This window comes from Microbacterium sp. NPDC078814 (assembly GCF_040702645.1).
In the GTDB taxonomy this organism is placed as follows: domain Bacteria; phylum Actinomycetota; class Actinomycetes; order Actinomycetales; family Microbacteriaceae; genus Microbacterium.
This window is the reverse complement of record NZ_JBFBLT010000017.1, coordinates 1-12,981: the sequence shown is the minus strand read 5'-3', so window position 1 is coordinate 12,981 and position 12,981 is coordinate 1. Positions and strand designations below refer to the sequence as shown.

The following is a 12,981-nucleotide window of genomic DNA, read 5'->3' as shown; positions in this document are numbered from 1 at the left end:
AGCCGCATCCGTAAGCCGACCGCGCACAAGAACACGGGAATCAGTCATCGGTGCCTCCACCTAAAGCTCTGGCAGGCGCAACCGCGACCCGCTATCGTGAGGGCACAGATAAAGCCCCCCACCGGATGTGGGTCCGGTGAGGGGCAGAGCCGACTATGAAGGAGTCGACGTGCCCAAGGTAACAGCCGCCGCAGCGGCACTACTACTGGTTCTTGGCATCGCTGGATGTAGCTCCGCGGAAACGCCCGGCACTACCAGTGACAGCGCGCCCCCAGCGTCACCGTCTCCGAGCGAGACGCCCGGGCCGCTATCAGCGGAAGAACCCGCGGATTCCGGAGACAGCAGCGACGAAGTGTTTCTCGCTTACGTGCGAGACAACCTTCTCCCCGAAACTCAGATCCCGAACGCCACGGATGAACAGCTCATCGCCGCCGGACATGAGGCCTGTGAGCAACTCGAATCAGGCGTGGCCGCGGAAGACGTGCGGGTCGTGGACGGCGAGAAGCCGCACGAAACGACCGGCTACTTCTACGACAGCATCGCAATCCGCAGCGGTGCTGTCCGCAGCTTCTGCCCGGAGTTCGGCTAGATCAAGCGGAAGAGCTCGGTACCATTGCTGACAACCGCGCCGACGAACCCGCCGGGCCAGGATGACGCATCCCTTGTCGACATGCCTGTCGCATAGATGTGCCCAGACGTCAGCCTAAGGACGGTGCCACCGAGTTGAAGCTTCGCCTCAGTATCGCTGATCTGGACAACGCCGTTGCCCTTGTAAACCTGGATCGTAGAACCGTCCGTGAACACCTGAGCACCATTGGCGAAGGTGATCGCCCCACCCGAGATCGTCGGATCAATGATGATGTTCCCGACCTGGATCTTGCCGCCCGCAAGCACGCGGATCGTCCCTGTCACATCAACGTTTCCCGTGATGTCGCCGGGGCCTTCGAGCCTCCACGGACCGGTGACCTTGAAGTTTCCCGTGACCGTGAAAGTGCCCGTCACTGTGGTCGTGCCGTCGATCTGCAACGTACCCACGATCTCAACACGACCACCAGAATCGATCCGCAGCAGCCCACCGATGAACCGCATGCGACCACCAGTGATCGACGAGTTCTCGAGCAGAGCACCAGACTCAAGCCGCTCAATACGTCGGACAAGCTTGGGGATCCAATCCCACAACGCATTCAAGTCCCTAGCCACTCTGAACCTCCGTCTTGATCTGAGAGCCGAACGACCCGGACGACGCGATCACGCGCAGTGAATGAGGGCCATCGGGCAACACCGAGTGCTTACTCGAATGCAGCGTCCAGGCGCGCGCCGTCAGCGCATGCTCAGGCGGGTGCTCCTCCGAGAACGTGAACGTGTCAACCGTCCACTGAACAGTCGGATTCTTCGCTTCCGCGAACCACGCGTTGGTCGCCGCCTGAAGACGCGCCCCCGTGAGATCCGGAAAGGTCTGCTTCACGTCACGGATCGGGATCGTGTACGGAGGCTCACCCGCGTACGCAACCGCCTGATCCTGCCCCGTTCCCTGACCGAGCCCCTGACCACCCGTGATCTGGTCGGCACCACCAACCCTGTAGTGCACGCCGCTCAATGGTGTGCGGTCTGCGCCCAGGTGGAATGACGAAGCCCCCGAGGTGACCCGCGCACCCACAAGGGTTTCGAAACGAAGCTGACGCGCCGCAGTCAGGTAGGGGCGGAAGAAGATCTCAATGCCCTCGGATTCGACCTGCGCAAGCAGATCCTCAATGGTGAACTTCTTCCAGTACTCCCACGTCTGCGTGAACGACCCTGAGCCATCCGCCGGCAAGTCGATCGGGTAGTTCCACGCTGCCGAACGGTCCTTGAAGCGAGACAGAATGGCCCGCACCGCACCCGAGTAGGACCGGTTCGTCACCGTGAGAGTGCCGAGCGTGTACTCGTTCAACCCGTACGTCATGCGCCACTTCGTCTCGCTGCGCACGAGCTCGACGCCCTTCACCGACAGCCGAGACGTGTCAGCGGAGTAGTCCCACTCCTCAACCTTCCACGCCCCAATGACAGTGGTCCCCTGCCTAAGAGCGAACAGGCGAGCGTTCGGGCGGAACAGGGACGAGATGCGGGCACCCGTCATCCCCGTGTTCGGGTCGTTCACCTGGAAGCTCCACGAGCACTGCCCGGTCCCCGCCAGATTCGTTGACCACGATGCGCCATCCAGGATGGGGTGCACGCGGGCAATCTCGTCCCCTGTGATCGCGTCATGCATCCACAGTTCAAGTTTCACGGCGCCCCCGTTTAGATGTCGGTGTCAGGGATGCGGATCACACCCGGGGCGGAAACCGTGTGCTCCCACACCGCCCCACGCGGCACGGACCAGAGATCCCCGCGTCCCACGTCGAACTGCTCGACCCCGTTGCGGAACACACGCCCCGTCCGCATGTCGATGACATGAGTGCCGCCGCTCGTCGCCCCTGAAACCGTGAACGTTCCACCGGGAGAAGTGACGCTGTACGAAGACGGCGCCTCCCAAACCTCAATCTCCGAAAACGCGGAGAAGTTGCCCTGATGGAAGACCGGCACGGGGAAACCGCGCGACGGGAACTCGCGGATCTCGCCATACTTCCGCGGGTCAGCGCAGACGACCTGCAACTGAAACTCGCCCCGGTAGTCGCCACGTCGAGCTCCACTGTCGTCGAACTCCGCAGAGATCCGGCGCGCGTAAGCCCACCTCGTCTCCCCGTACATCGAAACCGAGAAACGGAACCGATCACCCGTGGCACCGATCGACACGAGACTGTCACCCAGGTGCCCCAACGCGGACGCGCTGTCCGCCAACACCCACGCATCAACGGTCACCACCCGTGCGGGCAGGAACGTCGGAACATCGTGCTCACCATGCCCGCCAGCTCGCGCGAGCGCTTCACGACGCCCCGCAGGAAGCCCCTGCCAACCCTGGAACCCGCCCGGCTTCACGATCGCCCCGACCTGCCGCACCCCACGGCTCGGAGAGCCAAGGATCTGCATCCCATCAGCACTGATCGCAAGTTCGTGCATCAGACCCTCCCTCACGCCCGAACTCGCCGAGCCATGGATGCCAACTGCTGACCAGCCGCCTCAACAGAAACCTCGAGAGGAAGATGCGCCAGCTCGTTGTTCTGGGTGATGACAACACCCGAACCGCCAGAGCCATTGATGCCCTGCTCAAGAGCACGGTTCAACAGACCCGTATCAACGACAGACTCCGCACGACCCGCCTCAGCCAAAACAGCCAACGTCCCGCCGCGTCGAGGAAGAACCGTGGCCCCGTCAGCGAGATGCGGGATCTTCCCAATCTCAAACGAGATCGCCCCGCCCGTGACGTCGGAAACGAAGTTCCCCACCTCGTTCAGGCTCCCGAGGAACCCATTGATGAGGTCGATGACACCGTTCAGGACACCCTTGAAGATGTCGCCGAGCCCGTTCCAGATGCCCTCGAAGATCCCGATGATCCCGTTCCACGCCTGCTCCCAGTTGCCCGTGAACACGCCCGTCAGGAACTCGATCACACCGCCGAGAACATCGACCAGCATGTTCACGACCGGGATCAGGATCGCGCCGATGGCGTCCACGAGCCCCTGGATGATCGGCAACAAAGCCTGAATCACAACCATCAGGATCGGGAAGATCGCCTGCACCAACTGCATCAACGGCGCCAACAACGGAAGCACCGCCGTCAACACCTGACCGATGATCTGAGCCAACGAGGTGATGATCGGCAACAGGATCGGGATGATCTGCGCCAGGCCCTCCGACAGCATCAACACCAGTTGACCAATGATCGGGACCAGCACCTGAAGCACCTGGCCCAGTGCGCCGCCCAGAACGGCAGCGATCTGACCGAACGCCTCCATCACCTGCGGGAGGATCGGCTGCAACACCTTGAACGCCAAACCGATCGGCGACAAGTACGACGCGAACTCAAGGAACGGCGAGAAGTCGAACCCGCCCGATAGGAGCCCCTGGAAGGACTCGAGGACCGGGACTAGGAACTCACCGAACTTCGCCCCAAGGTCAGCAGCGACAGCCTCCAACGGCCCGAGAGCACCCGTAATCGACTGGATCGTGGGCGCCAGCTCATCGAAGACCCCACCAAGCAGCCCGGCGCCGATACGCCCAAGCGAAGCCTGCAAGTTCTGGAAAGACCCCTGAACGGTCCCACCCATCGCGGCAGCCACATCGCCACCAGCGGCCTGCGCGGCCGCCGCGAACTGAGCGAACGAGATGTCGCCGGCCGACGCAAGGTTGAACACCTCGTCCGTCGTCACGCCCAACTGATCGGCCAGCGCCTGGTAGATCGGGATACCCCGGTCGGACAACTGCTGCAAGGAGTCGTTCTGCGCCTTGCCCGACGAAGCCACCTTCGCGAAGATCGACCCGACCTCATCCATCGACCCGCCAGCAGCCGCAGCAGTGTTCGCGATCGTCTTGAGCGTCGCCGCCATCTCTTCGCCAGGGCCGATGCCGGTCGCGGCAAGCTGAGCGGCGACAGTGGCTGCGTCGCCCAGTCCAAACGCGGTGCCCTTGACCGAGTCGAGCGCGTTCGACATCAGGCCCTCGACGTCCTGCGCCGCGAACCCCAGACCTTCCATCTTCGCCGTCGCCTGGTCAATCGAGTTCAGACGCGCGAACCCCTTGGTCAGAGCAACGCCGAGAGTCGCAACAGCGCCCGCAGCCACAACAGCAGCGCCACCGAGAGCAGCGCCGCCGATCCCCTTCATCAACGACGAACCGATACCGGCACCGCTCTTCTTCGCGGTGTCGTCGATTCCGCCGAGCTCGGACAGGATCGACTTCTTCAGCTCACCCGTCGAAGCGACGATCGAAACGTACGCGGTTGCGAGCTCGACGGCCATAGCCACCCCCAGGGACATAACTGCCCCCGGAGGGGACTACACGCTCACCGGCACCCGCTCAGCAAGCCACACGGCCATCTCGTTCAACGGCAACGGCTTCTTGCCCATCCGCTCCGGCCGACGACCAGGACGCTCGATCGGCTTCGGACGGTTGCGGTTCTTCGCGCCGTCCTTCGTCTTCGCCCAAAAGAGCATGTGCAACGTGTCCGCGACCTCAGCCGTCAGAAACTCAGTCAGACCCCACATGTGATCCGGGTTCTGCTCCATCCACAACGCCGACTCAGCCGGCTTCTGCTGCGACAACAGAATCCGCAGATCCCGCCACGTCAACCGATCCGACCCCAAATCGCGAAGACGAAGACCATGCCTGAGCACGTCATACTCAACCGCCTCCGGGAACTCATCTACGAGGTCGCAGAGGCCGAAGATTCCCCCAGGCTGACGCCAGCATCCCGCTGCCACGCAACAAGCAGATCCTTCACCTGCGGCATCGACAACGAGTCGATACGCTTCAAGTTCGGCTCATCCGCAGCCCGCTCAATCAGGGCAAACATCTGCTCCTCAGCCGGAAGCCGACGAAACTCACGAACCTGACCAAACGTCGTAAACACCTGATCGAACTTCGGAAGAGTGATCTTCACCTTCCCGACCGAGTGATGAAACTTCTCAAGAGTCATGTGCTGACCTTTCCTACGCGCTGACCTGTGATGAACCGGAGACGTGGGAGGTCAGCACGAAAACCCACGCCCCCGGAACCCAAAGTCAGGCGCCCGCAAACACCCCGTTGTCGAGCCACTTCGTCGCCTTCACACCATCGGCGTCCGCGAAGCACTCAATCGTGACCTCATACCCGATCACGTCACCATCCGAGTAGGTGATCTCCCCCACCTCGGTGATCTGCACGTCCGGCGCAGAGATACGGATGCGGTTATCGCCGTCCTTGATCTCGAACACGATCTGGAAGTGCGGCAGGGACTCGCCCGTAACCTTCACCTCGTGAATGGTCCCCGAGCTGGCCGTAGCCGCAGTCGTCGCGACGTTCGCATCCCCGTACACGGCGCGAAGAACGTCACCATTCATCGCCTCGATGAAACGGAACGTGTACGTCAGCGAATGCTCATCCTGAACCACCTTGACGACATCGCCACCCCACGCCTTGATCTTCGTCGTGGAACGCTCGCCACCCTCAGTGACGCCATCCTCACCGATGTACCCCGCCGACCTATACGACGCGTTCAGGGCGGAACTCACACCCGTGGGCGTGCTCGTCCCGATCGGCGCCAGCCAAATCCCACCAGACGCGAGAGGCTTGCCCGACGCGACGTTGGCAACAGTGTTAGCCATTGTTGACCTCTTCCTCCGCCGCAGCGGACATAGAAAAAGCCGCCCCACAGGACGGCTCGATTACTTGATTGCTGACCTAGACAGCGGACATCTTCATGTCCACCTGAACGGCGAACTGATACCGCGGCTTGTTGGTGTCGGGGTCGGGAAGGAACACGAGATCCCCCGCACTTCGTACCGCCGTCACATCGTCAGACAGGCGAGCCCAGACACGAACAAGACCCCGCACCACAGACGCGAAGTCAATCGCCGCCTTCATGTCGTTCGCCCAGCACTCGAACAACAACAACGGCGAGTCATACGCGACATCGCGGACATCACCACCCACCCGAGACACCCGCACGAGCGGAAACGTCATCGGCGACGGAACGATCTTCACCGCGCGGCCGCCGACCGAACGCGACACGAGCTCCGTGTTCAGGAACCTCACTGCCGCACCCTCCGCATCACGCCCGACCAGAACCTCAACCATCACGACCTCCGGTTCCGCGTCCAGTTATCGATCTGCGCCTGGGTTGCCTGAATGGTCTTCCCCGCCCGAGTCGTGTACGAATACTTCTTCGGCCCAACCGGGGCACTCTCCGTGCCTCCCAACGCTCGAAGGAGAGTGTTGTGTCGGGCGTTGTCAAGGATCGCTTCAAAGTTCCCCGTGATCACCGATGCGCGCGCCCGGTTTTTGCCGTACACCGCAGAAGCCTCATACCCGCTGCCGGCGCGGGCGGCCACCGCATCTGCGTGTTCCTCGACGAGCTCGAGAGCCTCCGGAGTAAGACGCAACTCGCGGAACGCGGCGCGATTCCACTTGACCCTCGGCTTCGCCATCAGCCGTCCACCCTCCGCAAAGTGACGACGTTCGCACGACGAGCCGAATCGGTTGGATGCACCCACAAGTGAGGCTCACCCTCCACCTCGTACGTCACGCCCCTAGCCACCACACGGTCCCGCGAACCGAACACAACCTCGGCCGGGTAATAGACGGTCGGCTCCACGACAACGCGCTCATGGCCCGGAAGCCTCGGCTCAGAACTCGACCCAGGATCGAACGCAAACACACCAGTCTGAACCGGAGCACCCCAAGACTCCCCCACTGGATTCCCCTCGGGATCGACAGAACCCGGCACAAAGACCGAGTGGCCGACATACTCACTAATCGGCCGCAACATCACCACACCGCCAAACCGCTCCACCCCAGTGGGTAGACACCGCCCTGAGCGCTAAACGGTGACGTCGGTGGGATCAGGTCAATACTGAATGCCCCTTCAGAGGCGCCCTGCAACGCGGCGATCTCCTTATCTGTCAGATCCAAGCCACCAGGAACATCCCCGCCATACGTCTGCATGCGAGTGTCAGAAAACGGCCCCGTAGTGGTCGTCGAGTTGACCTGACGTGTCCCTTCGGGATTCCGGAACACCCTGATCACCATGGCCACAGTCACATCGCGTGCGGTAGCCAAGAGTTCCGTACTTGGCGGCACCAGCTCGGCCTCTGCATCTATCCGCGCCTGCAAATCCTTGACCGTGCGACGAATGAGCCTTTCGGCACGGTCAATCCAGTTCTGGATGAGGTCAGTGTCCGTAGGCGCGCCTCCACCAATCCACGCGGCCGTCACGTCCTCGGGTTTCGTCCAACTAGGCATCATGGCCCCCTGCTTAGGTCGGTCAAGATGAGGAGGGGCCAAGCCGAAGCCTCGCCCCTCCTCATGTCACTCGGACTTCCTCGGACGGCCCGGCTTGCGCTTCCGCTTTGCCTGGTCGTCGACAGCGTCAGGCTGACGCACCTCTGCCTTGTACCCCACCGCGAGTGCGGCATGATCTGACATCTCGATCACAACCCCTGCGGGCGTGACATACCTGCCCATGATCAGGGAGTGGTCGGCGCGTCAACCGCCGCGAACGCGTCCAGGTCGAAGATCGCCACATAGATGACGCCCTCAACGCGGTACGCGATCTGGTTGTTGCCCTTCAGGTCGCCGCCGCCGTCCGGGTCACCGTACTCAATGACCTCGACCGGGAAGCGCCGCTGGAAGCCCCAACGGACCTGCGTGTAGTCACCGGCAAGTGCGCGCAGCTTCGTGTCGGGAGCTTCGGGCTGACCGGAAACGGTCGACGACGTGGCAACATGCAGGCCCTTCCAGTTCTGCACGTCCGAACCGAAGCCCATGCCCGGGTTGCGGTCCCGGCCGTCCGCGTACTGCTCGGTCGCGAGGCCGAATGCGTAACCGTTGTCCAGCGCGATACCGGTTGCCTGGTAGCGGCCACCGGCGATCGCGCCGACCGCAGCAATGAGCTCGTCCGTGGGGGACGCGCCGGCCGTGGTGCGGTTCGTGGTCTGGTTCAGGTACGACGTCACCGACGCGGCACGAGTACCCGTGATCGGGTTGATGCCGTGGATGCCGATCAGGTCGACCGCACGAGCAGCCGACTCGCCGAGAGCGTTCACGAGGTCATCCACGATCAGCAGACGGTGATCCTGGTCGACCCAGCGAACCTCATCGGTCATACGGACGGTGGTCTGGAACTTGATCGGCGAGGCCGTCACAGTGTCCCATGCCGCCGTGTCAGACGACTTCTGCGCGCCCTCAGCGACGATCTGCGCCCGCGGCTTGCGGGACATCTTCACTGCCTGCACGTTGCCGTACACGGTGGGGCGCTCCGGCGAAAGCGTGGCGAGAACCGACTGGTTCTGCACGCGCTCAGCGATGCGCCCGATCTGAGTGGTGGGGATGTCGAAAGTGGACGACGCCCCCGTGGTGAGAGTTGCCATTACTGCTCCTTGGTTAGTTGGTGCGCCGGGTCAGGAAGTTCGCGAACTCGAGATCCTTCTCGGCCCCGATGGGGCCCTGCGGCGACTTGCCTTCGTTGGGGATGATGAGCTTCTGCTGCTGCTCGCCCCTGAATGCGAGGAGCGCATCAGCCGACGCCTCAAGCTCTTCCTGCGTGCTGCCCGAGAGCAGATTCGCTGGAACGCCCTTGGTCGCGGCGACCTCAGCGCGAGCGGCACGCAGTTCGAGCTCGGCGGCACGCTTCTCAGCGGCCTCGAGTCGTTCCTGAGCCTTCTGCGCTTCCGTCTTCTGCGCTTCCTCAATCTCGGCGAGGCGCTGTGCGGCGCCCTCGTTCGCCTTCGCGTCGGCGAGGTTCTGCTTGGCGCGCGATTCCCACTTACGGGCCTCCGCCTTCCAATCAGTTCCCTGCGCCTGCTCACCCTCAACGGGCTCTGCACCCTGCGGTGCCTCGTTCTCAGCCATGCGGCCCTCCAGTGGTAGACATGCGCCCATGCGGGCGCGGTGAACGCCCACCGGAAGGCGGGCATGACCACGACGTGCGTCGTGGAAACTCAGTCAGCGGGCGCGTACCGTCCAGTACCCAACCCGCTCGTATACAACTCCGTGAACCGCGCCAGATCGTGACCCTCGGGGAAATCCCGCTCAGAACGGATCACCGTAGGCACACAGTCGCAGTTGTCGTGGAAGTCGTTCATCTCGCCGGCAGACACCAGATCGGTGTACACGGCGCCGCGAGATGCCAGCATTATGCAAAACGTGCAGGTATCCGTTCCGGACGGTATGCGCGCAACCGACGTTCGTACCGGATCACGGCCCGCGTTATCGAAGATCGTGTCCCGGCCCCGCTGCGCCACAAGGCGCTGTGTTGCCCCCAAAATCTGGGAGGTGAACCGGGGCGCATCCTCAGCAAACAACGCCCTCACAGCCCACCGTGCGGCCCCCTCCGCCTTACCCGGGTTGACCGGCTGAGCGAACGCCGCCTGGAAAGACGCCGCGGACGGCGGAACGTCCCGCAGCATGTCGTAGAAATCCGCGGCCAGCAACGCCGAGATGTCCCCGTACGTGGTGACCAGCTCGGGGAAGAACGCCAATAGCGCGTTCCTCACCCGAACCGGGTCACCATCAAGACGGAAGCTGCTCAGGAAGTCCCGTAGCTGCGCCTGCGCCAGAACCGTCAGATCCTGATTTGCCCGCCGAAACTCCGCCACCTGCGCCGCCGTTGCCATCACGCAACCCCCTCGCAGCCTCAGCCAACAGAGTCAACCGATCCGCCGCACCCGTACGCGTCTGCTCAGCCTTGAACTGCGTAATGTCCTCCAATGGAAGACCCGCATACTTCATGCCAACAGTCGAGTTACCGAAACCGGGGATGCTCGTCGACAGCTTCGAGAAAGCATCCGCACGAGCAGACGGGGACACAATCGCAGGATCAGTGAACTGAGCAGACATCGCCCGCAACTCATCCGACATCTCGCCGCCATCACGCAGCCTGACACCAAGCTGGAACGCCTTCACGGCCCCGTAACCCCAGATCCGGTTCGCGGTACGAACCTTCACAATCAGGTCTTCCTTCGCCGCGTAGATCGCATCCGCCGACGATGGGTTCGACGCGTCCGCGAACTTCACATCAAGATCCTGATCTTCCGCGAACATCGCCTGGATCAAACGCATCTGATCCGAGTGTGGCTGCGGGGACGCGCCAGTGAACCGCTGCACTTCCACCTTGTCGCCCGCCACGGTATCGACGTCGATCGCGTTCATACGACCCATCAGCGCAGACCACTTGTCATCCCCGATGAACTTCGTCACATCCGCACCGAACAGCCAATACTTGTCCGCGCTGTAGAACTCGGCCGACACCTCAGCGCGCAGCAGAGTACGCACCGCCGCATCCGTGAGCCCCATCGCCGTCCGCGTGATCCTCGAGCTACCAAAGGGGCGGTTCAGTTCCGGCTCGAACGCGAGCCGCGCCACCGTAACCTCATTCAGTCGGTTTCGGATCTTCGAGCCCGACCAGAAGTTCGACCGCTTCACCAGCGAGTACACCCAGAACGGGGTATACATGACCATCTCGGTCGGCCCCTGGCCATCCGTGTCCACGATCGACAGGAACCCTGCCAACGCGCGCCGACGCCGATCCCACACCGCAGCTGACATATCCGCCGCGCGTGCCAGGTACAGCACCTCAGGCTCGCCCGACTGCACGTCGCCTTCAGTTACCGTCACAAAAGAGCACGCGTGGATCGCTGACGACTTCGTGGCCTGCGGAAACTCCTCATGAAAGTGGTTGTCCGCCAGGATGCCAGCCATCCCGAACGGGTCATCATCGCCGGATGGCGACACGAACCCCTGGAACTCCGACCGGCCAGTGACCGCATTCACACCCTTCGCGATCCACTGCAACGGGGTATACGCAGACTGCATCTGCGGCGGGACCGCGATGCCGAAATCCTTCAGCGCGTTCTTGCCCTCGTAGTAGACCGTACGCAGCAGATTCCGAACCCGCTTCTGCTCCCACGTCGAGAACAACCGGGAAAACAGATCACGATCCGACTCATCCACCGGCACATTCGGGACACCCGCAGCGAGAACGCTCATAGAAACTTCGCCTTCCGCTCCGTCATACGCCGCGAGTTCAGCGACGACGTACGCGCAACCCAATGCGCCAACGCCACCGCCTCAACAGGCGTCTCATCCCCATCAGGAACCGTCGCAGCCAAACCGCCACGCTTATCGACATCCACCACAGCAACCGACTCATCCAAAGCCGCCTGCCCCTCACGCTTACGCGTCACCGTGCCACCGCGCACACCCTCAAGCCACATGGAACACGCCTCCACATACTTCGACGTAGACGGAATGAACAACCACCTGTCAGGCACACCACGATCCCGCAGCAACTGCGCAAGAGCCGGGGCACCAGCACGACCAGACAAAGCGATACCCGACGACTTCCGCCATCGCGGCTTCCCCTCGTCATCCCGCTCACAGAACCAATCCGCAAGCGCGCTCAGGCCACCCTCGACGCCCCGAGAATCCTCCAACGCATCAATGACCTCAACATGCACACCAGCGTCATGCTTACGAGCACCCGCCAACGCCAGGCGGTCGCCATTCAGATTGAACGTCACCGCATACGACGGCACACCCTCCGGCGCCTCATCGACCGCAGCATCCGCCCACTGCTGGGCACTCACCGCTCGAGAACCACCGGCACCAAGATCCGACAACCAGATGCCCAACCGGTCCTGCGAGAACTCCTCCGGCGTATACGACTCGTACTCACCCTGAACGATCTCGTGATTGATGCGCGTGTTCCACGCCGGGTTTGCTTGCCACCGCGTCAGCTCAGAAGCAGGGTCAAAACCATCCGCCTCCGGGTCAGCGCCCCACTCGCACCACGCCGCCGCAGTAGACACGCCATTACGCGCCGCCTCGCGGATCGACTCGAACACCTCACCCATGTCTGCCGCGTAATCCTCCGGCGTTGGCGGCGTGCCCAGAAGCCACACCTGCGGGTTCGGCATCGCACTCATCGTGGAGTTGATCGAAACCCACGCGGCACGCTTCACCCGCTGCGCCTCATCCAGCAACAGACAGTCAGACGAGAAACCACGCCCACCCGAACCGGTACGGGCCTTGAACTGAACCGTTGCGCCGTTCTTGAACTTCACGGCCTCCCGGTTGATCGCATTCATGATCCCGTTCGGGCGAACACGATCCATCAACCAGCCGTTGCCATCAGCCTCGAGGATCTCGACCATCTTCGAGAACGTCTCACGGGCCGTGTCCTGCTGATGAGCCGAGATCACGATCTTCTTCTCCCCGAACAGCAACACACCAGCCAGAGCCCGAGCCACAAGCAACTGCGACTTGCCGTTCTGACGCCTGGAGTCCCGCGGGGTGGTGGTCTTTCGGGCCCGCGGCGTCGTGACCGCGACGGGGTGAGCCATCGTGCGATGGTCAGTGAGAACGACCAAG

16 protein-coding genes are annotated in these 12,981 nt (G+C 62.7%); 1 reads left to right on the top strand and 15 read right to left on the bottom strand.

Annotated features, from left to right (window positions below):
* The first annotated feature begins 352 nt into the window (after window positions 1-352).
* Entirely contained in the window at window positions 353-589 is a 237-nt protein-coding gene (locus AB0300_RS18280; RefSeq protein WP_366216620.1) for a DUF732 domain-containing protein, read from the top strand.
* On the opposite strand, the gene AB0300_RS18275 is transcribed toward AB0300_RS18280, so the two are convergent.
* From AB0300_RS18275 to AB0300_RS18205, 15 genes are all read right to left on the bottom strand, one after another.
* Entirely contained in the window at window positions 586-1,200 is a 615-nt protein-coding gene (locus AB0300_RS18275) for a hypothetical protein (RefSeq protein ID WP_366216619.1), read from the bottom strand. The two genes, AB0300_RS18280 and AB0300_RS18275, sit on opposite strands and share 4 nt — an antisense overlap.
* The gene (locus AB0300_RS18270; RefSeq protein WP_366216618.1) at window positions 1,193-2,266 is read right to left on the bottom strand and encodes a hypothetical protein; all 1,074 of its coding nucleotides are present in this window, start codon (window positions 2,264-2,266) and stop codon (window positions 1,193-1,195) included. The genes AB0300_RS18275 and AB0300_RS18270 overlap by 8 nt, the downstream gene beginning before the upstream one ends.
* A gap of 11 nt (window positions 2,267-2,277) precedes the next feature.
* On the bottom strand, window positions 2,278-3,036 hold the full coding sequence (locus tag AB0300_RS18265) for a hypothetical protein (protein ID WP_366216617.1): 759 nt from the start codon (window positions 3,034-3,036) through the stop codon (window positions 2,278-2,280).
* A gap of 11 nt (window positions 3,037-3,047) precedes the next feature.
* Window positions 3,048-4,874 carry a tape measure protein gene (locus AB0300_RS18260; protein WP_366216616.1) on the bottom strand — a complete coding sequence of 609 codons (1,827 nt, stop codon included), beginning with the start codon at window positions 4,872-4,874 and terminating at the stop codon, window positions 3,048-3,050.
* A 36-nt stretch (window positions 4,875-4,910) separates the two neighbouring features.
* Window positions 4,911-5,177 carry a DUF5361 domain-containing protein gene (locus tag AB0300_RS18255; RefSeq protein WP_366216615.1) on the bottom strand — a complete coding sequence of 89 codons (267 nt, stop codon included), beginning with the start codon at window positions 5,175-5,177 and terminating at the stop codon, window positions 4,911-4,913.
* Window positions 5,178-5,278: 101 nt separating this feature from the next.
* Window positions 5,279-5,551 (bottom strand): hypothetical protein, encoded by a 273-nt coding sequence (locus AB0300_RS18250; protein ID WP_366216614.1) that lies wholly within the window; start codon window positions 5,549-5,551, stop codon window positions 5,279-5,281.
* Window positions 5,552-5,636: 85 nt separating this feature from the next.
* Complete coding sequence (locus AB0300_RS18245) at window positions 5,637-6,218, bottom strand: phage tail protein (RefSeq protein WP_366216613.1); 582 nt, start codon at window positions 6,216-6,218, stop codon at window positions 5,637-5,639.
* Window positions 6,219-6,294: 76 nt separating this feature from the next.
* Window positions 6,295-6,690 (bottom strand): hypothetical protein, encoded by a 396-nt coding sequence (locus AB0300_RS18240; protein ID WP_366216612.1) that lies wholly within the window; start codon window positions 6,688-6,690, stop codon window positions 6,295-6,297.
* Window positions 6,690-7,040 (bottom strand): hypothetical protein, encoded by a 351-nt coding sequence (locus AB0300_RS18235; protein WP_366216611.1) that lies wholly within the window; start codon window positions 7,038-7,040, stop codon window positions 6,690-6,692. Before AB0300_RS18235 ends, AB0300_RS18240 begins: the two co-directional genes overlap by 1 nt.
* Before the next feature lie 340 nt (window positions 7,041-7,380).
* The gene (locus AB0300_RS18230; protein WP_366216610.1) at window positions 7,381-7,827 is read right to left on the bottom strand and encodes a Gp19/Gp15/Gp42 family protein; all 447 of its coding nucleotides are present in this window, start codon (window positions 7,825-7,827) and stop codon (window positions 7,381-7,383) included.
* A gap of 251 nt (window positions 7,828-8,078) precedes the next feature.
* Window positions 8,079-8,981: a phage major capsid protein gene (locus AB0300_RS18225; protein ID WP_366216609.1), complete on the bottom strand. Its 903-nt coding sequence runs from the start codon at window positions 8,979-8,981 to the stop codon at window positions 8,079-8,081.
* A gap of 13 nt (window positions 8,982-8,994) precedes the next feature.
* Window positions 8,995-9,462: a hypothetical protein gene (locus tag AB0300_RS18220; RefSeq protein WP_366216608.1), complete on the bottom strand. Its 468-nt coding sequence runs from the start codon at window positions 9,460-9,462 to the stop codon at window positions 8,995-8,997.
* A gap of 89 nt (window positions 9,463-9,551) precedes the next feature.
* Window positions 9,552-10,091 (bottom strand): hypothetical protein, encoded by a 540-nt coding sequence (locus tag AB0300_RS18215; protein WP_366216607.1) that lies wholly within the window; start codon window positions 10,089-10,091, stop codon window positions 9,552-9,554.
* Window positions 10,092-10,122: 31 nt separating this feature from the next.
* On the bottom strand, window positions 10,123-11,598 hold the full coding sequence (locus AB0300_RS18210) for a phage portal protein (protein ID WP_366216606.1): 1,476 nt from the start codon (window positions 11,596-11,598) through the stop codon (window positions 10,123-10,125).
* A partial coding sequence (locus tag AB0300_RS18205; RefSeq protein WP_366216605.1) for a hypothetical protein occupies window positions 11,595-12,981 on the bottom strand: 1,387 nt, incomplete at its 5' end. The genes AB0300_RS18205 and AB0300_RS18210, both read right to left, overlap by 4 nt.

Bases quoted from the DNA above. Each gene is read 5' to 3' on its own strand.
- AB0300_RS18265 (WP_366216617.1), bottom strand. From the start codon at position 3,036: ATGCACGAACTTGCGATCAGTGCTGATGGGATGCAGATCCTTGGCTCT.
- AB0300_RS18260 (WP_366216616.1), bottom strand. From the start codon at position 4,874: ATGGCCGTCGAGCTCGCAACCGCGTACGTTTCGATCGTCGCTTCGACG.
- AB0300_RS18250 (WP_366216614.1), bottom strand. From the start codon at position 5,551: ATGACTCTTGAGAAGTTTCATCACTCGGTCGGGAAGGTGAAGATCACT.
- AB0300_RS18245 (WP_366216613.1), bottom strand. From the start codon at position 6,218: ATGGCTAACACTGTTGCCAACGTCGCGTCGGGCAAGCCTCTCGCGTCT.
- AB0300_RS18240 (WP_366216612.1), bottom strand. From the start codon at position 6,690: ATGGTTGAGGTTCTGGTCGGGCGTGATGCGGAGGGTGCGGCAGTGAGG.
- AB0300_RS18235 (WP_366216611.1), bottom strand. From the start codon at position 7,040: ATGGCGAAGCCGAGGGTCAAGTGGAATCGCGCCGCGTTCCGCGAGTTG.
- AB0300_RS18225 (WP_366216609.1), bottom strand. From the start codon at position 8,981: ATGGCAACTCTCACCACGGGGGCGTCGTCCACTTTCGACATCCCCACC.
- AB0300_RS18220 (WP_366216608.1), bottom strand. From the start codon at position 9,462: ATGGCTGAGAACGAGGCACCGCAGGGTGCAGAGCCCGTTGAGGGTGAG.
- AB0300_RS18210 (WP_366216606.1), bottom strand. From the start codon at position 11,598: ATGAGCGTTCTCGCTGCGGGTGTCCCGAATGTGCCGGTGGATGAGTCG.